21 protein-coding genes are annotated in these 22,976 nt (G+C 68.1%); 9 read left to right on the forward strand and 12 right to left on the reverse strand.

Annotated elements, in window-relative coordinates; all coding sequences use genetic code 11:
- Window positions 1-64: 64 nt before the first annotated feature.
- The 4 genes from ppc to D107_RS0108645 all read left to right on the forward strand — a co-directional run bounded on the left by ppc (window position 65) and on the right by D107_RS0108645 (window position 6,344).
- Window positions 65-2,905 carry a phosphoenolpyruvate carboxylase gene (gene ppc / locus D107_RS0108630; protein ID WP_018867897.1) on the forward strand — a complete coding sequence of 947 codons (2,841 nt, stop codon included), beginning with the start codon at window positions 65-67 and terminating at the stop codon, window positions 2,903-2,905.
- A 108-nt stretch (window positions 2,906-3,013) separates the two neighbouring features.
- On the forward strand, window positions 3,014-3,286 hold the full coding sequence (locus D107_RS0108635) for a PP0621 family protein (RefSeq protein ID WP_018867898.1): 273 nt from the start codon (window positions 3,014-3,016) through the stop codon (window positions 3,284-3,286).
- An 11-nt stretch (window positions 3,287-3,297) separates the two neighbouring features.
- The gene (locus D107_RS0108640) at window positions 3,298-4,938 is read left to right on the forward strand and encodes a PAS domain-containing sensor histidine kinase (RefSeq protein ID WP_018881267.1); all 1,641 of its coding nucleotides are present in this window, start codon (window positions 3,298-3,300) and stop codon (window positions 4,936-4,938) included.
- Window positions 4,935-6,344 (forward strand): sigma-54 dependent transcriptional regulator, encoded by a 1,410-nt coding sequence (locus D107_RS0108645; protein WP_018881268.1) that lies wholly within the window; start codon window positions 4,935-4,937, stop codon window positions 6,342-6,344. Before D107_RS0108640 ends, D107_RS0108645 begins: the two co-directional genes overlap by 4 nt.
- A gap of 22 nt (window positions 6,345-6,366) precedes the next feature.
- Here D107_RS0108645 and D107_RS0108650 read toward each other — a convergent pair whose 3' ends face one another.
- From D107_RS0108650 to D107_RS14120, 6 genes are all read right to left on the reverse strand, one after another.
- On the reverse strand, window positions 6,367-6,588 hold the full coding sequence (locus D107_RS0108650) for a hypothetical protein (RefSeq protein WP_018867901.1): 222 nt from the start codon (window positions 6,586-6,588) through the stop codon (window positions 6,367-6,369).
- A gap of 162 nt (window positions 6,589-6,750) precedes the next feature.
- The gene (hrpB, locus tag D107_RS0108655; protein ID WP_018881269.1) at window positions 6,751-9,264 is read right to left on the reverse strand and encodes an ATP-dependent helicase HrpB; all 2,514 of its coding nucleotides are present in this window, start codon (window positions 9,262-9,264) and stop codon (window positions 6,751-6,753) included.
- Between the two features lie 9 nt (window positions 9,265-9,273).
- Entirely contained in the window at window positions 9,274-10,467 is a 1,194-nt protein-coding gene (locus tag D107_RS0108660) for an efflux RND transporter periplasmic adaptor subunit (protein WP_018881270.1), read from the reverse strand.
- Between the two features lie 842 nt (window positions 10,468-11,309).
- Window positions 11,310-13,670: an ABC transporter permease gene (locus tag D107_RS0108665; protein ID WP_018881271.1), complete on the reverse strand. Its 2,361-nt coding sequence runs from the start codon at window positions 13,668-13,670 to the stop codon at window positions 11,310-11,312.
- Between the two features lie 15 nt (window positions 13,671-13,685).
- A complete protein-coding gene (locus D107_RS0108670; protein WP_018879781.1) occupies window positions 13,686-14,420 on the reverse strand; it encodes an ABC transporter ATP-binding protein in 735 nt (244 codons plus the stop codon).
- Window positions 14,417-14,575, reverse strand: coding sequence for a hypothetical protein (locus tag D107_RS14120; protein WP_018867950.1), 159 nt, complete (start codon window positions 14,573-14,575; stop codon window positions 14,417-14,419). The genes D107_RS0108670 and D107_RS14120 overlap by 4 nt, the downstream gene beginning before the upstream one ends.
- A gap of 393 nt (window positions 14,576-14,968) precedes the next feature.
- Here D107_RS14120 and D107_RS0108680 point away from each other — a divergent pair, with 393 nt between their 5' ends.
- Entirely contained in the window at window positions 14,969-15,901 is a 933-nt protein-coding gene (locus D107_RS0108680) for a carbohydrate kinase family protein (protein WP_018878051.1), read from the forward strand.
- Between the two features lie 198 nt (window positions 15,902-16,099).
- Here the strand turns inward: D107_RS0108680 and D107_RS0108685 are convergent, their stop codons facing one another.
- The 3 genes from D107_RS0108685 to D107_RS0108695 form a co-directional block, all read right to left on the reverse strand.
- On the reverse strand, window positions 16,100-16,354 hold the full coding sequence (locus tag D107_RS0108685; protein WP_017940358.1) for a type II toxin-antitoxin system mRNA interferase toxin, RelE/StbE family: 255 nt from the start codon (window positions 16,352-16,354) through the stop codon (window positions 16,100-16,102).
- A complete protein-coding gene (locus tag D107_RS0108690; RefSeq protein ID WP_018146344.1) occupies window positions 16,351-16,611 on the reverse strand; it encodes a type II toxin-antitoxin system Phd/YefM family antitoxin in 261 nt (86 codons plus the stop codon). Before D107_RS0108690 ends, D107_RS0108685 begins: the two co-directional genes overlap by 4 nt.
- A gap of 193 nt (window positions 16,612-16,804) precedes the next feature.
- Window positions 16,805-17,281: a YbhB/YbcL family Raf kinase inhibitor-like protein gene (locus D107_RS0108695; RefSeq protein ID WP_018878052.1), complete on the reverse strand. Its 477-nt coding sequence runs from the start codon at window positions 17,279-17,281 to the stop codon at window positions 16,805-16,807.
- A 116-nt stretch (window positions 17,282-17,397) separates the two neighbouring features.
- Here D107_RS0108695 and D107_RS0108700 point away from each other — a divergent pair, with 116 nt between their 5' ends.
- Window positions 17,398-17,835: a hypothetical protein gene (locus tag D107_RS0108700; RefSeq protein ID WP_018881272.1), complete on the forward strand. Its 438-nt coding sequence runs from the start codon at window positions 17,398-17,400 to the stop codon at window positions 17,833-17,835.
- Between the two features lie 203 nt (window positions 17,836-18,038).
- Window positions 18,039-19,001, forward strand: a complete 963-nt coding sequence (locus D107_RS0108705) for a patatin-like phospholipase family protein (RefSeq protein ID WP_018876422.1) — start codon at window positions 18,039-18,041, stop codon at window positions 18,999-19,001.
- A 105-nt stretch (window positions 19,002-19,106) separates the two neighbouring features.
- Here the strand turns inward: D107_RS0108705 and D107_RS0108710 are convergent, their stop codons facing one another.
- Window positions 19,107-19,361, reverse strand: coding sequence for a Smr/MutS family protein (locus D107_RS0108710; protein WP_018867944.1), 255 nt, complete (start codon window positions 19,359-19,361; stop codon window positions 19,107-19,109).
- Between the two features lie 16 nt (window positions 19,362-19,377).
- Complete coding sequence (locus D107_RS0108715; protein WP_018878053.1) at window positions 19,378-19,863, reverse strand: universal stress protein; 486 nt, start codon at window positions 19,861-19,863, stop codon at window positions 19,378-19,380.
- Between the two features lie 182 nt (window positions 19,864-20,045).
- Between D107_RS0108715 and corA the strand changes: the two genes are divergently transcribed.
- Window positions 20,046-21,128 (forward strand): magnesium/cobalt transporter CorA, encoded by a 1,083-nt coding sequence (gene corA, locus D107_RS0108720; protein WP_018881273.1) that lies wholly within the window; start codon window positions 20,046-20,048, stop codon window positions 21,126-21,128.
- A 359-nt stretch (window positions 21,129-21,487) separates the two neighbouring features.
- Complete coding sequence (locus D107_RS0108725; RefSeq protein ID WP_018867941.1) at window positions 21,488-21,856, forward strand: nucleotide pyrophosphohydrolase; 369 nt, start codon at window positions 21,488-21,490, stop codon at window positions 21,854-21,856.
- A gap of 238 nt (window positions 21,857-22,094) precedes the next feature.
- Here D107_RS0108725 and D107_RS14280 read toward each other — a convergent pair whose 3' ends face one another.
- Window positions 22,095-22,418: a hypothetical protein gene (locus D107_RS14280; RefSeq protein ID WP_026280780.1), complete on the reverse strand. Its 324-nt coding sequence runs from the start codon at window positions 22,416-22,418 to the stop codon at window positions 22,095-22,097.
- Window positions 22,419-22,976: the final 558 nt, after the last annotated feature.

Here is a 22,976-nt window from a genome sequence, read left to right on the forward strand (position 1 = left end):
CCTCCCGACCCCAACCGGCAAGCCCAGGCAGCGGCGATCGTCGTCCTGCGCGCACAGGCCCGATATGACTCGAAGCGATCAACACGACCGATTCCTGCCCAAGGACAAGGAACTGCGCGCCCGCGTGCGGCTGTTCGGGGAACTCCTGGGCAACGTGATCCACAAGCTGGAAGGCCAGGCGGTATTCGACGCGGTCGAAAAGCTGCGCCGCGGCTTTGTCAGCCTGCGCAAGAACGAGGACCCGGACCTGCGCCGCCAGCTGATGGCGGACATTACCCACTTCGACGCCGCGCTCACCGAGCGCGTGATCCGCGCCTTCAGCATCTACTTCAGCCTGGTCAACATTGCCGAGGAAGACCTGTTCTACCGCTGGCGCCGGGCCCAGGTCTCCAGCGGCGAACCGCTGTGGACCGGCTCCTTCGACCAGACCCTGCGCCAGCTGCATGACGAGGGGGTCACCGCCGAGGAGCTGGAACGGCTGCTCAGCGAACTGCACTACCAGCCGGTCTTCACCGCCCACCCCACCGAGGCCCGTCGCCGGACTACGATGGAGAACCAGCGCCGCGTGTTCGAGACCGCCGATCGGCTGAACCAGCCCGGTCTGGGCGAGGAGGAACGCCGCCTCATCACCGAGGAACTGGAAACCCAGATCCAGATCCTCTGGCGCACCAACGAGGTACGGGTAAAGAAGCCGCAGGTCCAGGACGAGATCAAGTACGGTCTGTTCTACTTCGAGGAGAGCCTGTTCGAGGCCATCCCGCAGTCCTACCGCTTCCTGGAAAAGGCCATCCGCCGCATCTACGGCGTCCACCCGGACGGCAGCCTGCCGGTGCGGATCCCGGCCTTCCTGCACTTCGGTTCCTGGATCGGCGGGGACCGCGACGGCAACCCGAACGTGACCCCCGAGGTCACCGAACTGTCCTGTCGCCTGGCGATGGAGCAGGTCCTGCGCGAATACATCAAGCGGGTCAACCACCTGCGCAACGTGCTGACCCACTCGTCGTTCATGTGCCAGCCGTCGCAGGCCTTCCTCGACAGCCTGGACTCCGACGCCAACATCGCGAACGCGGTGTTCCAGGGGGCCTCCGACCGCTTCGAGAGCGAGCCCTACCGGCGCAAGCTCTACATCATGCGGTATCGCCTGCGCGAAACCCTGGACACGGTGGTCCGGCGGGTACATGGCGAGGCCGCGGTGCTTCCGACCAACAGCGCCTATGCCGACGCCCAGGCCTTCCTGAGCGACCTGAAGCTGATCCGCGACTCGCTGATCAGCCACGGCGACCGCAATATCGCCAGCGGCGCGCTGACCGATCTGATCCGCCTGGTCGAGACCTTCGGCTTCCACCTGCACCACCTGGACGTGCGCCAGGAATCCACCGTGCATACCGACGCGATCGCCGAGATCCTCGGCCAGCTGGCCCCGGACACCGACTACGCCGCCCTGGACGAGACCGGCCGCCAGCAGGCCCTGAGCGACCTGATCGCCGCCGAACAGTTGCCGGAACTGGACCGCGACGCCCTGGGCGAAGGCACCCGCGAAACCCTGCGCGTGTTCGAGGTCATCCAGGGCATGCGCCGCGAGGTCGGCCCGGATGGCATCGGGACCTACGTGATCTCCATGACCCACGCGGCCTCGCATGTGCTGGAGGTCCTGCTGCTGGGGCGCCTCGCGGGGCTGGCCGGAGACAACGAAGACGGCAACCCCTTCTGCCACCTGCGCATCTCGCCGCTGTTCGAGACCATCGAGGACCTCCTGCATGTCGAGGACGTCCTCGAGGGCCTGCTGTCCAACCCGGTCTACGCCCGCCTGCTGGCCGCCTCCGGCAACATCCAGGACGTGATGCTCGGCTATTCGGATTCCTGCAAGGACGGCGGCATCCTCGCCTCCAGCTGGAACCTCTACGAGGCGCAGAAGAAGATCGTCGGCATCACCGACCGCTTTGGCGTGCGCTGCCAGCTGTTCCATGGCCGCGGCGGCACCGTCGGCCGTGGCGGCGGCCCGACCCATGAGTCCATCCTCGCCCAGCCCCCGGCCACCGTGCAGGGGCGCATCAAGTTCACCGAACAGGGCGAGGTGCTGTCGTACAAGTACTCCAACGTGGAGACCGCGGTCTATGAGCTGGGTATGGGCGCCACCGGTGTCATGCTCGCCTCGCGCAGCCTGATCCGGCCACCGCGCCAGGATCGCGACGACTACCGCGCCACCATGCAGGATCTCGCGCAATGCGGCGAGGATGCCTATCGCGAGCTGATCGACCGCACCGACGGCGTACTCGACTACTTCTACGAGATCACCCCGGTGCAGGAGATCGGCTTCCTGAACATCGGCTCGCGCCCCTCGCACCGGCGCAAGACCGATCGTTCCAAGAGCTCGATCCGGGCGATCCCCTGGGTCTTCGGCTGGGCCCAGGCGCGCCACACCCTGCCCGCCTGGTACGGCATCGGCACCGCGCTGGAGCGCTGGCGTGGCGACGATCCCGAGCGCCTTGCCCAGCTCCAGCGCATGTACCAGGAGTGGCCGTTCTTCCGCTCGCTGCTGTCCAACTGCCAGATGGCGCTGACCAAGGCCGATATGCGCACCGCGGCCGAGTACGCCCGCCTGTGCAGCGACCCGGAACTGGCCGAGCGCATCTATGCCCGGGTGCGCGACGAGCACAGCCGCACCGTGACCGAGGTGTTGCGGGTCGCGCAGCTGGACGCCCTGATGGACGAGACCCCCCTGCTGGCGCGCTCGCTGCAACGGCGCAATCCGTATCTGGACCCGCTCAACAGCATCCAGATCCACCTGCTGCGCGAATCCCGCGAGTTCGACGCCGAGGCCGGAGACGACGCCGACAATCCCTGGCTGTCGCCCCTGCTGCGCTCGATCAACGCCATCGCCGCCGGCATGCGCAACACCGGCTGACCCTTACGGGAGCGCGAGCTGGCCGGTCCGATGGTCCGCGACCATCATCGCGTCAGGGAAACGCTGATCAATGTGCACATTGACCAGCGTTTCCCCTAGAATCCGGTCATGCGCCTGCTGCTCCTGATCGTTGCCATCGTCGCCGTGTTCCTCGCGGTGCGCACCCTGGTGCGCTCCAGCAGCAACCGCAAGCAGGTCTCCCGCGGGGAACGCCCCGAACGCCTCAAGGAAGGTGGCGCGGTGATCCGCTGCGCCTTCTGCGGCGTGCACGTTCCGGAGGCCGAGGCCTACCGCGACGGGGACCGCCTGTACTGCTCGCGCCAGCACGCCGAGGTCGACCGCAGCCGCTCGGACGCCGACACCCACAGCGAAGACGACTGATCCCCGCGCGCATGGACGGCCAGAATGGGGCGCACACGCCGATCGACGCCGACACCCGACGCTCCGCCTGGCTGTTCGCGCTCTACCGGGTCTTTGTCGCAGCGGTTCTGCTGCTGCTGGGCCTGTTCCCGGATACCCCGCTGGGACTGCATGCGGTCGCCCCCCAGTTCTATGTGGTGATCGCCACGGCCTACCTCGCCTTCGCGCTGGCCGCGGCCGGCTTTGCCCGGCGTTGCACCCGCAACCCGAACACCACCAGCCTCAGCCGCATCGCCCTGATCGGCGGCGCCGGGGACGGCATCGGCCTGATCGGGCTGCTGCTCGTCTCCGGTGGGGTCGGCACCGGGATCGGCCTCCTGCTGGTCCCGGCCCTGGTCGCCGCGGTACTGCTCTCCGGCGCGCGCTTCGCCCTGAGTCTGGCGGCCATCGCCAGCCTCGCGCTGCTGCTGGCCGAGACGGTCAGCGCCCTGCTGCTACTCCACCCCGGCGAGAGCGCCATTACCCAGGCCGGGCTGCTGGGCGCCACCCTGTTCGCGGCCGGCCTACTGGCACGCCACTTCGCCCGCCGGGCCGGCGAGACGCGCGCCCAGGTGGAACGCCAGGAGGCCGACCTGGCGAATCTGGCCGAGCTGAATGCCCAGATCATCGCGCGCATGGGTGCCGGGGTCATCGCGGTGGACCCGGATGGCTACATCCGTTCCATCAACGAGGCCGCCCGCCGCCTCCTGCCGCCACGGCCGGGGCGCCACCTGACGTCGCTGTCGCCCTCGGTGGCCCGCGTCATCCGCGAGTGGCAGCGCAGCGGCAGGCCCAGTACCAGCCAGCAGTTGCCGGGCGATCGCGACCAGCCGGCCCTGCGCATCCGCCTGGCCCCGCTGGGCGACCGCGGCGATCAGGGCACGCTGCTGATCCTGGAGGATGCCGCCGAGCTCCAGCGCCAGGCCCAGGCCAGCAAGCTTCAAGCCCTGGGCCGGCTGACCGCCAGCATCGCCCACGAGATCCGCAACCCGCTCGGTGCGATCAGCCACAGCGCTCAGCTGCTTGGCGAGTCACCGGACCTCGCGCCTCACGACCAGCGTCTGCTCGACATCATCAACAACCAGAGCAAGCGCGTAAACGAACTGATCTCCAATGTCCTCAGCCTGTCACGCCGGGACACCGGCGAGCGCGAACGCCTGAACCTGCAGGAGACCCTGGACCGCTTTGCCGAGGAGTTCTGCGGGGCCCTGCAACTGCCCCGCTCCACCCTGCATGCCCGGGTGGAACCGGGCGACTCCGAAATCCAGTTCGATCGCTCGCAGCTCAACCAGATCCTGTGGAACCTGTGCACCAACGCGCGCATCCACGGCGGTCACGACGAACCCGACAGTCCGCCCATCGTGTTGCGCGGGGGCGCCGGCCAGGTCGCCCGCGTGGTCAGCCTGGATGTCATCGATGCCGGCCCCGGGATCTCCACGGAACAGGAAAAGGACCTGTTCGAACCGTTCGTCTCCGGTCGCAGCGGCGGAACCGGGCTCGGCCTGTACATCTCGCGCATGCTGTGCGAAAACAACGGGGCCTCGCTGGAGTACATCCGGACGCCCACCGGCGGCTGCTTCCGGATCCTGTTCGCTCCCCTGGAAGACGAATCGCCAAAGGAACAAGGCGCATGAGTATCCGTCACGTGCTGGTCGTGGACGACGAGCCCGACATCTGCGAACTGCTCGAGATCACCCTGGCACGCATGGGCCTGGAAGCGACCACGGCCACCCGCCTGGAACCCGCCCGCGCCCTGCTCGCCGAACGCGACTTCGACCTCTGCCTGACCGACATGCGCCTGCCCGATGGCGACGGCCTCGAGCTGGTCCGCCACATCCAGTGCGAACGCCCGGAATTGCCGGTGGCCGTGATCACCGCCCACGGCAGCGTGGACACGGCGGTGCAGGCACTGAAACTGGGGGCCTTCGACTTCGTCAGCAAGCCGGTGGACCTGAAACAGCTACGCGAACTGATCGACGCCGCGCTGCGCCTGGAGACCCGTGGCTCCGGGCCGGAAGAAGGGCCCGATGACGCGACCACGCCGGCCCGCCCCGACGACAGTCCCCTGCTGGGCCATTCCGAACCCATGCAGCGCCTGCGAGCCACCATCCACAAGCTGGCCCGCAGCCAGGCGCCGGTGTTCATCTCCGGCGAATCCGGCTCCGGCAAGGAACTGGTCGCGCGCGAGATCCATCGCCTCGGGCCGCGCGCCGAGCGGCCGTTCGTCCCGGTCAACTGCGGCGCCATCCCCGGCGAGCTGATGGAGAGCGAGTTCTTCGGCCACCGCAAGGGCGCCTTTACCGGGGCAACCCAGGACCACACCGGCCTGTTCCAGTCCGCCGACGGCGGCACGCTGTTCCTCGACGAGGTTGCCGACCTGCCACTGCCGATGCAGGTCAAGCTGCTGCGCGCCATCCAGGAGCGAGCGATCAAGCCGGTCGGCGGCACCCGCGAGATCCCGGTGGACGTGCGCATCCTCAGCGCCACCCATCACGATCTCGAGAAGGCCGTACGCGAGGGGCGCTTTCGCCAGGACCTCTACTACCGACTGAACGTGATCGAGCTGAAGGCCCCCCCACTGCGCAACCGCCGCGAGGACATCGAGCGCCTGGCCGCGCGTATCCTGCGGCGCATCAGCGAGCAGTGGGAGACCGGCGATCTGGAACTGGCCCCCGATGCCCTCGCGGCCCTGCAGGGGCACGGCTTCCCGGGCAACGTCCGCGAACTGGAGAACATCCTGGAGCGCGCCGCCACCCTGTGCGAGGGTCGGCTGATCCACGCCGACAACATCGACCTTCCCGCCACTGGCCTGGGCACCGAACCCGTCATGGACCGCGCCCCGGACAGCCCGCCTGACCCCGACCACAGCGCCCGCAACGAGGCCGACCGCGCACTGGACGACCAGCTCGCCGCGCAGGAGCGCCAGGCCATCGCCACCGCACTGCAACAGACCGGCGGCAACCGTACAGCCGCCGCGCGCCTGCTCGGCCTCAGCTTCCGCCAGCTGCGCTACCGCCTGAAGAAACTCGGTATCGAGTAACGGTCCCTCGACCAGTCCGCCGCTACAGCAGATCCGCCCACTCGGTCAGGGCAAACCAGATCACGTAGCCGCCGTAGAGGATCAGAAAGATGATGCTGAGCACCGTGATCGGCCGAAACCCCTTGACGTCCACCTGGTAGGACACATCCTCCCCCTGCGCGCGGCGGCGGCGCACATCCATCCAGCGCGACACCCGCCACCAGACAAACAGCAGGATCAGGATCACGGTCAGGAACTTCAGCATCGCGGTTCGCTTCCTCGTCGGACAGCACTGAACGCGACACTACCCGAGAACGCCACCCTCCGCATTCTCTGATGACGGCCGCGCCTTTGCCCCGCAACCCTGGCGGGCAGAACGCTTGAGGGAGCCTGCTTGCAGGCGAAGCCCCCGCCAATCCCGGGCCGGCTACCCACGCCGCTTCGCATGTCGCGTCGCTGGAGCATTCCACGGATCCTCCGGCCAGGGGTGTTTCGGATAACGCCCCTTCAGTTCACGGCGCACCTCCGGATAGCCATTCTCCCAGAAGCTGGCGAGATCCTGGGTGACCTGCACCGGACGCCGCGCCGGCGACAGCAGGTGCAGCACCAGCGCCACGCGGCCGCCCGCGACCCGGGGCGTCTCGCCCAGGCCGAACAGCTCCTGCAGCTTCACCGCCAGCACCGGCGGGTCCTGCGTGTAATCAATCCGGCGGGCGGAGCCGGAAGGGACCTCGATGCGCGCCGGTGCCTCCCGCTCCAGTTGCTGCTGGTGGTCCCAGTCCAGTCGCGCGCGCAGGGTCGCCGCCAGATCCAGCCGCTCCAGGTCCCGGCGCCGCGTGATCCCGGCCAGATACGGCCCCAGCCAGTCCTCGAGGGTCATCAGCAGCGCGGCGTCGCGCAGTTCCGGAAAACCGGCCGCGGGCAGGGTTTCGTGCAGCAGCTGGATGCGCGCGCGCAGCTGGGTCGCCGCGTCATCCCAGGGCAGCAGCGCAAGGCCCTCGCGGCGCAGCCGCTCGCACCAGCGCGGGATGGTGGCGGCGGGATCGTCCAGCGCGACCATCTGCCGCTCCACCACCAGCGTGCCGATCCGCCGAACCCGCGCGTTTTCCAGCCGCGAGCCATCCTCCACCCAGTCGCAGCGCATCTCGCGGTGGAAGAGCTCCGGGGCCTCCTGCTCCAGTGCCGCCAGGTCCAGCATCACCGCACCGCGGATGCGGGCCTCGCGGTCGGCATCCGTGCAATCCACCGCGACCAGGTAGTCGGCATGCGCCAGACGCTCGCGCTCCGGCAGCCACGCGCCGCGGCCGTTCCCCATCACGAAGCGCCCGGCCACCTCGCCGCGGCGACGCGCGATACGCTCCGGCCAGGCCAGCGCCGCCAGCACGCCCAGCGCCGTGCTTTCGTCCAGTGCCGCCTCCGTACCCGCGGGGCGCTCCCCGACTCGTGCCAGCGCCTGTTCCAGACGCCGCAGGCCGGATTGCCAGACCCGGCTACCCGAGCGCCGCGCGTGCTCCAGGCGCGCACCCAGCTCCAGCGGCGCCTCCGGCCCGGCCACACCCGGTTCTTCCACGGCCACCGCCAGTTCGCAGGCCAGGCGCGCAAGCCCCCGCTCCCGGCCCCGCAACAGCATGTGGGCCAGGCGCGGGTGCGTCGGCAGGCGCAGCAGGGCACGGCCGTGCCCGGTCATCCGCCCGTCGGCATCCACCGCACCCAGTTCCGCGAGTACGGCCTGCGCGGAGGCCAAGCCCTGCGCGGGCGGCGGCTCCAGCCAGTCGAGCTCGGCCACCGCCTCGCCCCAGCCGGCCAGCTCCAGGGCCAACGGCAGCAGGTCCACCTGCTGCATCCCCGGGGTCGCGTAGTCCGGGCGCGCGACCTCGTCGACCCGCGACCACAGGCGGATCGCTACGCCGGGCTCGGTGCGACCGGCACGCCCGGCCCGCTGTTCGGCGGCGGCCTTCGAGGCCGGGAGCGTCACCAGCCGCGAGAGCCCGGTCGCCGCATCGAAGCGCGGCTCGCGGGAGAGCCCCGCGTCGATCACCACGCGCACGCCCTCGATGGTCAGGCTGGTCTCGGCGATGTCGGTCGCCAGCACCACCTTGCGCTCGCCCGCGGGCGCCGGGCGCACGGCCCGGGCCTGCTCCTGCGCCGGCAGCCGGCCGAACAGCGGCGCGATCTGCGCCGGGCCGGCAGGGGTATCCATCTCCTCGCCCAGCCGCGTGGCCACCTCGCGGATCTCGCGCTCGCCGGGCAGGAAGACCAGGATCGAGCCCGTCTCCGCCGCCAGCGCGTCCCGCACCGCCTGCGCCACGCCGTCGGCCAGCGGCGCATCCTTCGCCGTCGGGACATAACGGACCTCGACCGGAAACTGCCGCCCGCGCGCGCGCAGCACCGGCACGGCATCCCCCTCCGGACCGGCCAGCAGCCGCGCCACGGCCTCGTCGTCGAGGGTCGCCGACATCACCACGATGCGCAGCTCCGGGCGCAGCAGCCGACGCACCTGCAAGGCAAAGGCCAGCGCCAGCTCGGCCTCGGGCCGGCGCAGGTGGAATTCGTCGAAGACCACGGTGCCGACACCTTCCAGCAGCGGGTCGCCCTGGATGCGCCGCAGGAACAGGCCATCGGTGACCAGCTCCACCCGGGTGCGATCCGAGACCTTCTGCTCGTCGCGCACGCGGTAGCCGACCGTCTGCCCGGCCGCTTCACCGAGCTGCCCGGCCATGTAGGTCGCCGCCATGCGGGCGGCCAGCCGGCGCGGCTGCAGCACGATCACGCGATCCTCGGGGCTGGAGGCGGCCAGATGCAGCGGGACGCGGGTGGTCTTGCCGGCACCGGGTTCGGCCACCAGCACGGCGGCACCGCGCGTCTGCAGCGCGGCATCCAGGGGGGTTAGCAGATCTTCCAGCGCCCGGGCCTGCGGCGCCTCATTCAACTCTGTGGCCATCTACAGCGGTCAGTTCTCGGTAACCCGCGTGCCGGCCCGCACCCGGTCCCCCGGGCGGGTGACGACACGCTCGCCCGCCTCCAGGCCCTCGAGGATCTGCGTGGCGAAGCCCGAGCGACGCCCCACCTCGACCCGGCGCGGCTCGGCACGGCCGTCCTCGACCACGAACACCGACCACTCGCCGCGGTCCCGGAACAGCGCACTGGTCGGGACCTGCAGCACCTCATCCCCTTCCCACAGCAGGAACTCGGCCTCCACGCGGTAGCCCACTGCCAGCCCGGCCATGCGGGCCTCCACCGCGTCGAGGTCGACGATCACCGGCACGCGCTGCTCGTCCACGCCCAGCGCAGAGATCTTGGTAAAGCCGAACGGTTGTACCCGGCGTACGGTGCCCTCCAGTTCGGCATCGCGGCCCCAGTCGGTCAGGCGCACGCGCATGCCCGGCACCACGCGCACCGCGTCCATGGACAGCAGATCCACCTGCACCTCGAGATCATCGAGATCGCCCACGACCAGCACCGGCTCGCCGGCCCCGATCGTGCCCTCGCAGCAGCGATGGCGCTCCAGCACCACACCCGTGGCTGGCGAGCGCACGGACAGGGTCTCGGCCTCGGATTCCGGCATCTGGCCGCTGGCGATCTCCAGCACGATCCGGGCCCCCTCGATCTCGCTGCGCGCGACCTCTACCGCGGACTCGCCGGCGCGCACCGCCGAGCGCGCGCGGTCACGCGCGGTCTCCATACGCTCCACCTCGGTGGCCGAGACCGCCCCGCGCTCGAACAGCTCCTGGTGCCGGCGGTACTCGGATTCGGCGAAGCGAGCCTCGGCCCGCAGATTCTCGAGATTCGCCTCGGCGCTTTGCAGGCGCGACCGCGCAGCGGCGAGGTTCTCGCGTGCCTGTTCGCGCGAGCGCACATCCAGTGCCGGGGTCGGCAGGGGCTCCATGCGGAACAATGTATCGCCGAGCGCGACCGCGTCCCCTTCCTCCATCTCGACGCGATGCAGGAAGCCGGCGATCGGCGCCGACACGGTGAAGGTGTCGCGCAGGCGCGTACGGCCTTCCTCGCGTACGGTCTCCTCGAACGGGCCGGCCTCGACCGTGGTCAGCGACACCGGTACCGGCTGCGGGCGCAGCGCCCATACCAGCGCGGCCACCCCCGCCAGCACGATCAGCCCAACCGTAATTCGCTTTTTCATCGCCATAGCGTCAGTCTCGCAAATCCCGCCATCCAGCGCTTCCCCATCACCCGGTGTGGCGCAGATCGCGCTGGACGCATATCGGTTATCACCTGACTTACCGTTCATCTCAACCGTTGTGAGGCTGGTCCTGGTTCGTCCTCCGGTGTTTACGGTGCCTTCGGTCCACATACTGCCCGGCGCTGACTCGCCAGCGCGCCGCGAGGTACTTCTTTGCTCGTGCAAAGAAGTACCCAAGAAACACGCCCGACTGCCGCGACCCCGGCCCGCTGCGCGGTCCGGGGTTTCCCTCGCTCCGAGGGTTTTCGCGGGCGGCGCTGAACTCGCTACGCCTGCGGCTCCGCTCAGACATCCAGCGCCTCTGATCCCGCGAAAACCCTCTCCACTCGGCGCGACGACAACGGGGGTCAAGGTCAAGACAACGGCCATCCCGACGGTCTAGCCAGTGGATGAAGGCTAGGTCTTCGCACATCTTGGGCACGCTAGCGGGCGCCGGGGGCTTTCGGATGGCGTTGCCTATCGTTAGGCGTAAAGGTGGGGATACGTTCGGTTTTGACCTTCCCCTCCCGTATGGAGCCCCTCGCGGAGGGCGTGATGGGCCGGAAGAAGGCGCTGGATGTCTGAGCGGAGCCGAAGGCGCAGCGAGTTCAGCGCCGCCGGCCCAGCGCGTCCGGAGCGAGGTTCCCGGGCGAAATCCGGGTGCCCTTCTTTGGGCACTTTCTTGGGCAAGCAAGAAAGTGCCTCGGGGCGCGCTGGCGAGTCAGCGCCGGGCAGTATGTGGACCGAAGCCACGTAAACACCGGATGCCGAACCAGGGCCAGCCACAAAGAGGCGGGCAATAGCGACCGCTACTCCGCCGCCTTCAGGGCCTGTACGCGGTCGAGCTGCTGCAGGCGCCGCCACGCAAGGAAGGCGGTCAGACTGGCCGCGACCAGGATGCCGAGGGCGGCGAAACCGTAGGCCTGCGGCGTGATCACCAGCGGCACGCGGAACAGATCCATCGCAAAAGCCTGGTTCAGCAGCCAGGCGAAGCCCGTGCCGGTCAGCCAGGCGACCGGGATCGCGGCGAGGGTCAGCACCGCGATCTCGCCGAGCAGGATCCAGCTGACCTGGCCGCGCGAGTAGCCCAGCACCTCCAGCGTGGCGAGGTCGCGGGCGCGCTCGGCATAGGTGATGCGGGCGTTGTTGTAGGTCACGGCAAAGGCGATGGACACGGCCAGGGCGACGAATACCATTGCGAACACGATAATCGTCTCGCCGATGTACTCGCGGATGTTGCGCTCGGCCTCCGCGATCAGGCCGACGCTGGCGACCCGGGGGCGGTCGGACAGGCTGCGGAACAGCGCCTCCTCCTGTGCGCGGTCGGTCAGCAACCAGGCGCCGGAGACCGCAGGGCCCTCGCCGATCAGGCGGTTCAGCGCCGGGCGATACATATAGGCGCCGACACCGATCGGCTCCTCCACCACACCGGCCAGCGGCACCGCGACCGTGCGGCGGCGGCCCTCGAGGATCTCCACCTCCACCGGGTCACCCACGCGCAGCCCGAGCTGTTCGGCCAGATAATCCGTCAGCAGGATGCCCTCGTCCGGTAGTCGGCCGCGCCCGCCGCCCATCGGCAACTGACGCAGGCGCGGCTCGGCATCCAGGCCCAGCAGGCGCACGCGCTCCTCGCGGTTCACTCCGATCAGCCGCACCGGTACCGCTCGGAAGGTCTCCACCGCCAGTACGCCCGGCTCGTGGCGCAGCTCGCCGGCCGCGCGCGCCGGCACGGGATCGGTGAACTGCAGGTCGATGTCCATCTGCAGGACCTGCCCGTACTGCGTGTCCAGCATCTGGCTCACCGCGTTCAGCTGATAGGCGCCCATCAGCAGCAGCCCGCCGGACAAACCAATACCGATCACCGATAGCACGGACTTGAGCCGGTGGCGCGCGAGGTTGCGCAGGATGATCCGGGTCGGCTGGTCGAACGCGCCCCAGGCCGCCGAGCGCTCCAGCCAGCCGCGGTGAAAACGCTCCGGGGCCGGCGGGCGCATGGCCTCGGCCGGTTGCATGCGCACCGCCTGCCAGACCGCGCGGAAGGTGCCGAGCATGGCCGCGCCCATGGCCACGCCCACGGCCAGCACCATCACCCAGCCCTGCAGGCGAAAGCTCATCTCCGGGAAACGGAAGTATTCTGCGTAGATCCCGGCCAGCCCCTGCGCGGCCCAGGCCCCGAATGCGAGCCCCAGCGCACAGCCCACCAGCACGATGCCGCCGGTCAGCAGGGCATAGTGCCCGGCGATCGCGCCGTTGCCGTAGCCGAAGGCCTTGAGCACGGCGATCGGCTCGCGCTGGGAACGGATGATGCGGCCGACGACAACATTCAGCAGGAAGGCCGCGACAGCCAGGAAGATGGTCGGCAGGATCGCCGCCTGCGCCCGAAGCTGGGTCAGCTCCTCGGACAGAAAACGATGCGAGAACTGGTCGTCGCGGCCATAGGCCCCCATGCCGCCGTAGCGCGCCAGTTCCCGGTCCATCGCCTCGATCACGGGGGCCGGATCCGCGCCTGCCTCCAGGCTCACGGCCACCGAGTTGAATGCTCCCTCCATGCCGTAGGCGGCGGCCAGCGCGCGGCGGTTCATCCACAGGATGCCGTAGCGCTCGTAGTCCGGCAGCAGGTCGGTGGGGCTGATCTGATAGACAAACTCCGGCGACAGCGCGATGCCGCTGATCTGCAGATCGGTCAGGCGCCCGTCGATAATCGCGCGCAGGGAGTCGCCGGCCCGCAGCTCGTGGGCCTCCGCGAAGGCCTCGCTGACGACCGCCTCGCGCTCGCGACCGGCCTCCGGCAGCCGCCCCTCGCGCAGGTAGAGCCGGTTCAGCAGTGGCTCGCCTCCGTCGGGTATGGAGAGCACGGTGCCCCGGATGGGATCGTCAAAATCGGCGACCTCCAGGCGCACCGGGGCCCGCACCCGGGTCTCGATCTGGTTGATCCCCGGCGTATCCCGAAAGCGTTCCACCGCGCTGTCCGGCGCGCGCGTGATCTCCGCGAACACGTCGGCGAACTGGTATTCGGAATAGAAACGGTCCTTGGTGATGGTCAGGGCGTCGAGGCTGGTGACTGCGATCACCAGCGTCATCACGCCGCTGGCGATCACCAGCGCGATCGCCGCCGCCTGTCCCTTCAGGTGACCGAGATCACGCAGGATCTTGCGGTTCAGGGCGCGCATGGTCGGCCGCGGTCGCTACCAGTGGAGCTCGGCCGGGGACTGGCGCGTGGCATTTTCGTGGATCTCGCTCACGCGCCCATCGCTCAGGTGGATCACCCGGTCCGCCATCTCGCCGATCACCGCGTTGTGGGTGATGATCGCCACCGTCGTGTCCAGGCGCTCGTTGATGTGCTGCAAGGCCTCCAGCACGCGGATGCCGGTCTTCGAGTCCAGCGCACCGGTCGGCTCGTCGCACAGCAACACCGCCGGTTGCTTGGCGATCGCGCGGGCGATGGCCACGCGCTGCTGCTCGCCGCCGGAGAGCTGGGAGGGGAAGTGGTCCATGCGGTCCTCCAGCCCGACCAGCGCCAACGCCTCCTCCGGTGGCATCGGGTCGCGCGAGATCTCGGTGACGATCGCCACGTTCTCGCGTGCGGTCAGGCTGGCGATCAGGTTGTAGAACTGGAACACGAAGCCGACATGGTCACGGCGAAAGGTCGTCAGCGTGCGCTCGGAGGCCTGCGCCAGGTCCTGGTCGCGGTAGCGCACCTCGCCCTCGGTCGCGGTATCCAGCCCGCCCATGATGTTCAGGAGCGTCGACTTGCCGGAGCCCGAGGCCCCCAGCATCACCACCAGCTCGCCGGTGTACAGCTCCAGGTCCACCCCGCGCAGGGCGTGAATGGTCACCTCGCCCATGCGGTAGACCTTGGTCACCCCCGCCGCACGGAAGATCACCTCCCGTGTGGCCACGGGGGCCGGGGAGGCGCTCATGCGGGGGCGGCCACCACGTGCGTGGTCGGCAGCGCCGCGGCCCCCGGCTCGGGCGCGCTTGGCAGGATGCCGCCCTCGCCGTCCAGGCTCATGGACCACAGGCTCAGCAGCAACAGCAGGATGATCAGGATCGGGATCAGTACGCGTGGTTTCATCGGACAGGCCCTCGCTCGCGGCAATAGCTCCATGCTGCCACAAAGCCCCCGTCACGGCGCTGCCCCGCTCCCGTCATCGCGAGTCGCGAAGCGACGTGGCGATCTCCATCCGAAGCCGCCTGTTCCTGCGTACAGACAACTTTGGCCGATTGCCACGTCGCCTTCGGCTCCTCGCAATGACGGGAGCGAGAGCTTCGCGACTCGCGATGACGGTGGTACGAACGACGTCGCGCGAGTACCCGATTTGTTGTTTTGCGCCCAAATATTTACCCTATGCGCACCGTCCGGCCTGTTGCGGGCGCGCAGCGAACCCCGAAATCGCGCGCCGCCAGGCCGCTGTGCCGTCTTTTTCGGACGCCACGCCAACCCGTTTCAACAACGCAAGGAGTCAACATGTCCGCTCTGATCTGTGGGTCCATGGCCTACGACACCATCATGGTGTTCCCCGACCGCTTCAAGAACCACATCCTCCCGGACAAGGTGCACATGCTGAACGTGTCTTTCCTGGTCCCGGACATGCGTCGCGAGTTCGGCGGCTGCGCCGGCAACATCGCCTACAACATGAAGCTGCTGGGCGCGGACCCGACCGTGATGGCCACCGTGGGAGGCGACTTCGCCCCCTACGCCGACTGGATGGACAAGCACGGTATCTCGCGCAAGTTCGTAAAGGAGCTGCGGGACACCTACACCGGTCAGGCCTTCATCACCACCGACCAGGACGACAACCAGATCACCGCCTTCCACCCGGGCGCGATGGGCTTCTCGCACCAGCAGAAGGTGACCGACGCCGACGGCATCAAGGTCGGTATCGTCTCCCCGGACGGCCGTGACGGCATGATCGAGCACGCCCAGCAGTTCGCCGACGCCGGCATCCCGTTCATGTTCGACCCGGGCCAGGGTCTGCCGATGTTCGACGGCGACGACCTGAAGCGCTTCATGGAGAACGCCACCTATGCCGCGTTCAACGACTACGAGGCGCAGCTGACCGCCGATCGCACCGGCATGAGCATGGAGCAGCTGGCGGAGATGGTCGACGCGATGATCGTCACCCGTGGCGGCGACGGCTCCGACATCTACACCGGCGGCAAGAAGATCACCATCCCGTCGGTCGAGCCGGCCGCAATCAAGGACCCGACCGGCTGTGGCGACTCCTACCGCGCCGGCATCCTGTTCGGCCTGGAAAAGGGCTACGACTGGGAGACCACCGGCCGCATCGCCTCGCTGATCGGCTCGATCAAGATCGCCCACTCCGGCACCCAGAACCACCACTTCACCGCCGACGAGTTCGCCGACAAGTTCGAAAAGGCCTTCGGCTACCGCTACTAAGCGACCTCACGCCGCCCCGGGCACCCGCCCGGGAACGCAAAAGGCCCGGTCCGAGTTCGCTCGGCCCGGGCTTTTTTGTGGACGACTTCAGCTCCCCTGCCCCCGTGGGAGCGTGCTTGCACGCGAATGCCCTTGCCCGCGCCCGACTCTGGCAGGGCTTCGCCGCCGAGCCGGCTCCCACAAGAAATTCCTACAAGGCTATTCGCCGTAATGCGTACGCGCCCGGATCACGATCACCAATAACTGCTCGTCCCGAATCGTGTACAGCAGACGGTCCTTGTAGCTGATCCTCAGGGAGTAGTATCCGCGCAGATCACCAACCAGCGCCTTGCCACAGTACGGGTCGACCGCCACCCGGTTGCGCAGGATCTGCTTCACCTTGTCACGCAGCTTCGGCGTCAGACGCCGCAAGTCCTTCTCGGCTTGACGGGTGAACCGAATAGTCCAGGTCACTGCTTCTCCCCGAACACCTCCTCGAATCCCAGCGTATCGCCCTCATCCGCCTCGCGGCGGCCCTGCTCGAATTCCTGCCGAAAGCCGGGTTCCGAGAGCAGTTCCAGGGTCTCGATCAGGCTGGCGTACTCGTCTTCCGACATCAGCACCGCATCGCCGTTGCGATGCCGGATGTGGTAGATCGCGTGCTGTTCGTTCACGCCCTTGATCAGGTCAAACAGACCCTTGCGGGCCTCGGTAGCGGTCAGCGTCGTCATCGCCAGTTACCCGAAACGTACATAAAGTGGTACATATCGTGCGCCCGCCGCCCCACCCGGTCAAGACCGAACCGTCACAAGCAGGATAGGGCCCCTGTGGGAGCGTGCTTGCACGCGAATGCCCCTGCCCGCTTCCGACTCTGGAAGGGGCTTCGCCGGCGAGCCGGCTCCCACAAGACATTCCTACAAGGCCTCAGCCCCGCTGATAGGTACCCACCAGGCGATTCATGCCGATCACGTGGGGCTCGGCGTGTTCCAGGAACTGCCACAGGGTCAACCCCGGCGGTAGCTGCAGGTCGGCGTCCAACGCCAGCAGCCAGAAGAAGTAGTGATGCTTGCCGTGGCCCTCGGGCGGCATCGGCCCGCCATAGCCGGTGCGACCAAAATCCGTCTGGCCCGTCGCGCCCAGATCGGTTGCCTCGGACAGGCCATCCAGATCCGGCGGCAGGTTGTACAGCACCCAGTGCACAAAGCCATAAGTGCCCGGCTGGATCAGCGGCGCATCCGGGTCGTGGCAGATCACCGCCAGCGACTGGGTACCCTGCGGCACGCCGTGCCACTGCAGCGCCGGCGAGGTGTCCTCGCCCTCCCCGCTATGGCGTTTGGGGATCGGCTGGCCGGGGCCGAACGCGGAACTCGACAGCTGCATCTCGGACAGTGCAAAACCCATGACTGGCTCCTTTTGAGTGACCTGCCCGCACGGTAACGCCGACAGCCGCATCCCTCCAAGCCGTCACGCGACCATCTCCGCTTGCAGACCGGCGCCGGCATGCGGATCATCCCGGCATGCGCAAACTTCTGCAGAAATGGCTGGCCCCACGCGACCCGCTGGAGTCCGCCGCCCAGGCGGTGGACCACGGCCGCAGCGGCATCGAGACCGTACTGGGCCTCCCGCACCGACTGTCGGTACCGCTGCTGCGCCGCCACTTCGGCGACGATGCCGAACCCTCCGACGAAGCTTTCCGCGAGACCGGCCGCGATGGACACTGGAGGCTGCCGCCGCCCGCCCCCGAGTTCGAGGTGCACCTGTTCGGCGATACCGAAGGCCGCCTGACGCTGGGCACCATCCGCGGGCGAGGCCCGTACACCGGGCTGGTAGTCTTCAGCGAATGGTCACCGGATCACCCGGCCCACGTCTGGCAGCTGCGGGTGGAAGAACCTGCCGGCGAAGCCGCCCAGGCCCTGCACGATCACCTCCTGGACCCGAACCGCGCCCCCGAATAGCCCCCATCGCCGCACACCACTCCCTATAGGAGCCTGCTTGCAGGCGAACCCCCTGCCGTGAGAACCATTCGTTGGAACCAGCCCTCTACGCTGGAAAAATCCCGTCACACCCCCAACATATCCTCAAGGAAAACCGGTAACAGCAGCTCCGCGAAGCGATCGGCGCGTTCCCCCCAACACCCCAGACAGGCAGGGCGGCCACCATGACGCGAAAGCCCCAGTCCATCTCCCTGGTCCTTGGCAGCGGCGGCGCCCGCGGCCTGGCGCAGATCGGCGTGATCCGCTGGCTGGAGGAACACTCGGACTACCAGATCCGCTCCATCGCGGGCGCTTCCATGGGCGCGGTCGTCGGCGGCATCTACGCGGCCGGCCAGCTGGACGCCTACGAGGACTGGGTGAAGACCTTGCGCCGCCAGGATGTCTGGCGGCTGCTGGATTTCTCCTTTCGCGGCGCTGGCCTGATTCGCGGCGACCGCCTGATCGAGAAGCTGCGCGCCATGCTCGGCGACACCGACATCGAACAGCTGCCGATCTCGTTTACCGCCGTGGCCACCGACATCGAGCGCGAACGCGAGGTCTGGCTGAATACCGGTTCCCTGTTCGACGCCATCCGGGCGTCCATTGCCATCCCCACCGTGTTCACCCCGGTGCGCCACAAGGGGCGGCTGCTGGTGGATGGTGGCCTGCTGAACCCGGTCCCGATCGCGCCGACCCTGAACGACGACACCGACATCACCCTGGCGGTCAGCCTGAATGGCCGCGTCGGCGAAGAACTGATCCGCCCCGAACGCACCGGGACTTCCGACTCGCACGTGGGCGCACCAGATAGCCGGGGCCTGCTGAATCACCGCCTGGCCGAGGCCCTGCCCGACCGGGTCGGCACCTGGCTGCAGGACTGGCAGGACAAGCTGGGCCTGGGCGAGACCGACCCCAGTCTGAGCCGCGAACAGGAGGCCCGCGCACTGGGGCTGATCGACATCGTCTCCCACTCCATCGAGGCCATGCAGGGCACCATCGCGCGCTTTCGTATCGCCGCCTACAACCCGGAGCACCTGATCGAGGTCCCAGTCAACGCCTGCGGCGTGTTCGACTTCCACCGCGCCGCCGAGATGATCGACCTCGGCTATGCACTCGCCGAGCGCAAGCTGGGCGACCAAAGGCCGTAAGCCCATACCCCCTGTGGGAGGCCAGCCCTCTGGCCGATCCAGCGCCGGCACAACCCATCGGCCAGAGGGCTGGCCTCCTACAGCGGAAAAGAGGGAACGGCCTGCTCAGTGCTTGAAATGCACGAACAGCCGGCCGTGGTTCTTCGAGTCCTTCTCCACACGGTGGTAGCGGGCCTTGATCTCCGGCTGCTGCAGGAAACGCAGCACGCGCTTCTTCAACTGCCCGCTGCCCTTGCCGTGGATAATCTCTACCGTCTTGATGCGCTTGTCGCAGGCCTGCTCGATCGCACCGTTCAGCTCGGCGTCGATCCGGCGGCCATTGCGAAAGCACTCGTGCAGATCGACCGATAACCGCGACATCGCAACAAAGCCGGGCTCAGTTCACCGTCACCACGATGCAGCGGGCAAGCTGCTGCACCTTGTGCGACACGCTGCCGGACAGCAGCCCCTGCAGGCCGCCCAGCCCGCGCGAACCCATCACCACCATGTCCACGTCGTGGTACTCGGCCTGCTGCAGGATCACCTTGGCCGGAGAGCCATCCTCGATATGGTGCTCGATGTCGGTCACGCCCAGTTCGGTGAAGTATTCGTGCGCCTGCTCCACCAGCTTCTTCGCGATATCCCGCAGCACCTTCGGCGGCACCGCGGAGCCGACCGCCGCGCCACCCATCGCCAGGGGCGGATCATCCGGGTCCGGAAGATCGGAAAGCCTTCGGATATGCGGCGGCACCTCGCCCTGCAGCAGCACGCTGGCCAGCACCACCCGGGCGTGATACTTGGCCGCCAGGTCCGCGGCCACCTCCACCGCGCGCCACGCATTGGCAGAACCATCCACTGGCACCAACATGGTCTTCAATTCCATACCGCACTCCTTGGAAACGCCGCCAGGGAAACACTGATTAAGGTACACACTTGCGCTTCTCCCCCGTGGGACCCGGCCCGCTCCGGGCCGTTCAGTCGCCGACCAGACTGCCAGACTCGCCCCCCGCGCGCACCCCATTCCAGCCCCCTATACTGGGGACAACAATCCGTTCGGAATTCGCGATGACCCGCCTGTTCGAAAAGACCTACCTCAAGCCCGGCGCCGCCCCCGGCCATGGGGTCCACGCCACCGAACACCCGCACACGGGCGACGCGGTCGTCTCCGCCTGGCACTACCACCACGAACAGCTCGTCGAACTCGACCCGCAGCGCACCCTGCGCGAGGGCGCACAACCGCACGAGGGTGGCCTGGTCTGGCTGCACCTGCAGGGCGCGCCCAGTCCGCGTCAGCTGCACGATCTGGGCGAGGCCTTCGACCTGCACCCGCTGGCGCTGGAAGATGTACGCCACCAGGGCCAGCGCCCCAAGGTGGACTTCTTCGAGGAGCAGCTGGTCGCCATCCTGCGCCAGCCGCGCCATCACAACGGCAACATCGAACTCGACCAGGTCAATGTCTTCGTGGTGAATACCCGCCTGGTCATCAGTATTCACAGCGGCGAGCATGACCCCTTCGGCCCGGTCCGCGAACGCATGCGCGGCGCCAACCGCAACTTCAATCGCCTGGGGGCCGCCTACCTCGCCTATGCCCTGATGGACACCGTCATCGACCAGGCCTTCCCGGTACTGGAGCACATCAGCGAACGCCTGGAAACGCTGGAGGAAACCGTCCTCGAACAACCCGACCGCCAAACCCTTAACGAGATCCATATCCTGCGCCGCGAACTCCTCGTGCTGCGCCGCCAGCTCTGGCCCACGCGCGACGTAATCGCCCGTCTGATGCGCGACGACATGGAGCCTTTCACCCCGGAGCTCTTCCCGTACCTGCGCGACGCCCACGACCACACGATCCAGATCATGGATCTGCTGGAGTCCTACCGCGAGATGGCCGCCACCCTGATCGAGGCCTATATGTCCGCGATCAACCAGCGCTCCAACGACGTGATGCGCGTACTCACCATCATCGCCACCATCTTCATCCCGCTGACCTTCCTGGTCGGCATCTACGGCATGAACTTCGACAACCCGGACAGCCCCTGGTCCATGCCCGAGCTCTACACCTACTACGGCTACCCCGTACTGCTCGGCTTTATGCTCGCCGTCGTCCTCGGCATGCTCTACCTCTTCCGCCGCCGCGGCTGGCTATAACGTCCCCGCCCCCAACATCGCAGCGCCGCTCTCCCCTTCCCGTCATCGCGAGGCCGCAAAGCGGCCGTGGCGATCTCCAGACCGAAACCCCGACGCGAGAACTGCCAAAAGCGATTCACAGGAAGACACGAAGGTCGGAAGGACAGGACGGGACCTTTGTTCGTTCCGCCGGAAGCCCCGCAGGGGTCTGCTGGCAGACGAAGCCCTCGCCCGTGCCTGCCCCGGCAAGCATGTCCGCGCACACCCTCGATCCACAGCCTCCACGCGTCGCCCCGAGCACCGCGCAGCCGCGATTACGTCCAGCCGCAGACTCCGTTACGATGCCGGCAACGCAGCGGCACCGACCGAACGGAGGATCCATGGACGTCCCATCGAGCGGCACACCGGAACTGGACGAACTGACCGCCCGGGTGGAGGCCTTCGTCGCGGAACGTGACTGGGCCCAGTTCCACTCGCCCAAGAATCTGTCGATGGCGCTGGCGGGCGAGGTCGGCGAACTGATCGAACACTTCCAGTGGCTGACCCAGGAACAGTCGCGACACCTGTCCCCCGAGACCCACGAGGCGGTACGCCAGGAGATCGCGGACGTCCAGATCTACCTCCTGCTGCTGGCCCGCAAGCTCGATATCGACCTGCTGCAAGCGGCCCGCGACAAGCTGGAGATCAACATCCGCAAATACCCGGTGCACAAGGCCCGCGGCAACGCCCGCAAATACTCGGACCTGTAATCCACAGGCCGGGCCAACGATCCATTTCAGATCGCGGAAAGCATCTCCCTGGCGGGAGTCTCCACGGTTCTCTTGGCCTCAGCAAAGCCGGGGTGGGCACAGACCTTCGGAATGCGGGCCCTGCGGTGAGCCAGACCCGATCGCTTGCGGACTCCGACCAGAACGGGTTTCAAGCCGGGTGTTCGAACGTGAAAAAAGCCAGCCGGGCGGGGTGCCCGGCTTGGCGTGGGAGTGGGGCTTACCAGTCAGGGGCCCCTTCGTCGTCATCTTCGTCTTCGTCGCCGTCATCATCCATGGGGCCGGCGCCCGCCTCGGCACCTCCGCCCATGCTGCCGCCACCACCCGCGCCGGCTCCGCCTTGCGGCGCACCGCCGCCGGCGCCCGCGCCACCTTCGGGCGCACCCGCACCGCCTTCAGCGCCAGCACCGGCTTCAGGGGCTCCGGTATCGGCGCCCGCGCCGGCATCTCCACCCGTCTGGGCCTGCGCGGCACCGAGGCCGCCCAGCGCAAACATGGAACCCAGGACCATCGCGATCGCAGTTTTCTGGAAAGTCGACATCATGCGTTTCTCCTTCAGGATTGAATCGAATCGCAGTCAATCGATCAGGGCCGTACTGGCGTTCAATTGACTGCACTGAAGGAACAGCAAGCGGAATGCCAGAACGACATCCGGCAACGAAGGTCTCGTTTCTGCCAAACGCCGTGATCCACTTCTCGCGCAGGCGCGGACACGCCATCCACCCGCAATGACGCAAAACGACACATGGGCTGGAACGACCCGGTCAGGACGCTACACCGCCGTTCTGGAGCACGAGATCACGCGTCCGCCAGAGTGGGCCGCTGACTGGAGTTTCTGCTGCAGGTCGCCTTCCGCAGCAAACCCTCGATCATGCCGGCCGGAGCCCGCGACGACCTGCGGATGGCCGCAGCCCCCGCGGGAGCTCGCGATGACGGCCAGTGAAGCACCGTCATCGCGAGGAGCGCAGCGACGTGGCGATCTCCCGGGACAGCCCGGGCGCCGGATCCGGCGGGTGTCAGGGCCTACGCCGAGAGCTTCCACCCTGCGCAACAAAAAAAGCGCCCGGGAAAACCCCGGGCGCCTCTGGATCTGAACCGGGCG

Source organism: Thioalkalivibrio sp. ALE30, assembly GCF_000377465.1.
Classification (GTDB): Bacteria; Pseudomonadota; Gammaproteobacteria; order Ectothiorhodospirales; family Ectothiorhodospiraceae; genus Thioalkalivibrio.

Coding starts and splice junctions, on each gene's coding strand:
- ppc (WP_018867897.1), top strand. CDS start 65: ATGACTCGAAGCGATCAACACGACCGATTCCTGCCCAAGGACAAGGAA.
- D107_RS0108635 (WP_018867898.1), top strand. CDS start 3,014: ATGCGCCTGCTGCTCCTGATCGTTGCCATCGTCGCCGTGTTCCTCGCG.
- D107_RS0108640 (WP_018881267.1), top strand. CDS start 3,298: ATGGACGGCCAGAATGGGGCGCACACGCCGATCGACGCCGACACCCGA.
- D107_RS0108645 (WP_018881268.1), top strand. CDS start 4,935: ATGAGTATCCGTCACGTGCTGGTCGTGGACGACGAGCCCGACATCTGC.
- D107_RS0108650 (WP_018867901.1), bottom strand. CDS start 6,588: ATGCTGAAGTTCCTGACCGTGATCCTGATCCTGCTGTTTGTCTGGTGG.
- hrpB (WP_018881269.1), bottom strand. CDS start 9,264: ATGGCCACAGAGTTGAATGAGGCGCCGCAGGCCCGGGCGCTGGAAGAT.
- D107_RS0108660 (WP_018881270.1), bottom strand. CDS start 10,467: ATGGCGATGAAAAAGCGAATTACGGTTGGGCTGATCGTGCTGGCGGGG.
- D107_RS0108665 (WP_018881271.1), bottom strand. CDS start 13,670: ATGCGCGCCCTGAACCGCAAGATCCTGCGTGATCTCGGTCACCTGAAG.
- D107_RS0108670 (WP_018879781.1), bottom strand. CDS start 14,420: ATGAGCGCCTCCCCGGCCCCCGTGGCCACACGGGAGGTGATCTTCCGT.
- D107_RS14120 (WP_018867950.1), bottom strand. CDS start 14,575: ATGAAACCACGCGTACTGATCCCGATCCTGATCATCCTGCTGTTGCTG.
- D107_RS0108680 (WP_018878051.1), top strand. CDS start 14,969: ATGTCCGCTCTGATCTGTGGGTCCATGGCCTACGACACCATCATGGTG.
- D107_RS0108690 (WP_018146344.1), bottom strand. CDS start 16,611: ATGACGACGCTGACCGCTACCGAGGCCCGCAAGGGTCTGTTTGACCTG.
- D107_RS0108695 (WP_018878052.1), bottom strand. CDS start 17,281: ATGGGTTTTGCACTGTCCGAGATGCAGCTGTCGAGTTCCGCGTTCGGC.
- D107_RS0108700 (WP_018881272.1), top strand. CDS start 17,398: ATGCGCAAACTTCTGCAGAAATGGCTGGCCCCACGCGACCCGCTGGAG.
- D107_RS0108705 (WP_018876422.1), top strand. CDS start 18,039: ATGACGCGAAAGCCCCAGTCCATCTCCCTGGTCCTTGGCAGCGGCGGC.
- D107_RS0108710 (WP_018867944.1), bottom strand. CDS start 19,361: ATGTCGCGGTTATCGGTCGATCTGCACGAGTGCTTTCGCAATGGCCGC.
- D107_RS0108715 (WP_018878053.1), bottom strand. CDS start 19,863: ATGGAATTGAAGACCATGTTGGTGCCAGTGGATGGTTCTGCCAATGCG.
- corA (WP_018881273.1), top strand. CDS start 20,046: ATGACCCGCCTGTTCGAAAAGACCTACCTCAAGCCCGGCGCCGCCCCC.
- D107_RS0108725 (WP_018867941.1), top strand. CDS start 21,488: ATGGACGTCCCATCGAGCGGCACACCGGAACTGGACGAACTGACCGCC.
- D107_RS14280 (WP_026280780.1), bottom strand. CDS start 22,418: ATGATGTCGACTTTCCAGAAAACTGCGATCGCGATGGTCCTGGGTTCC.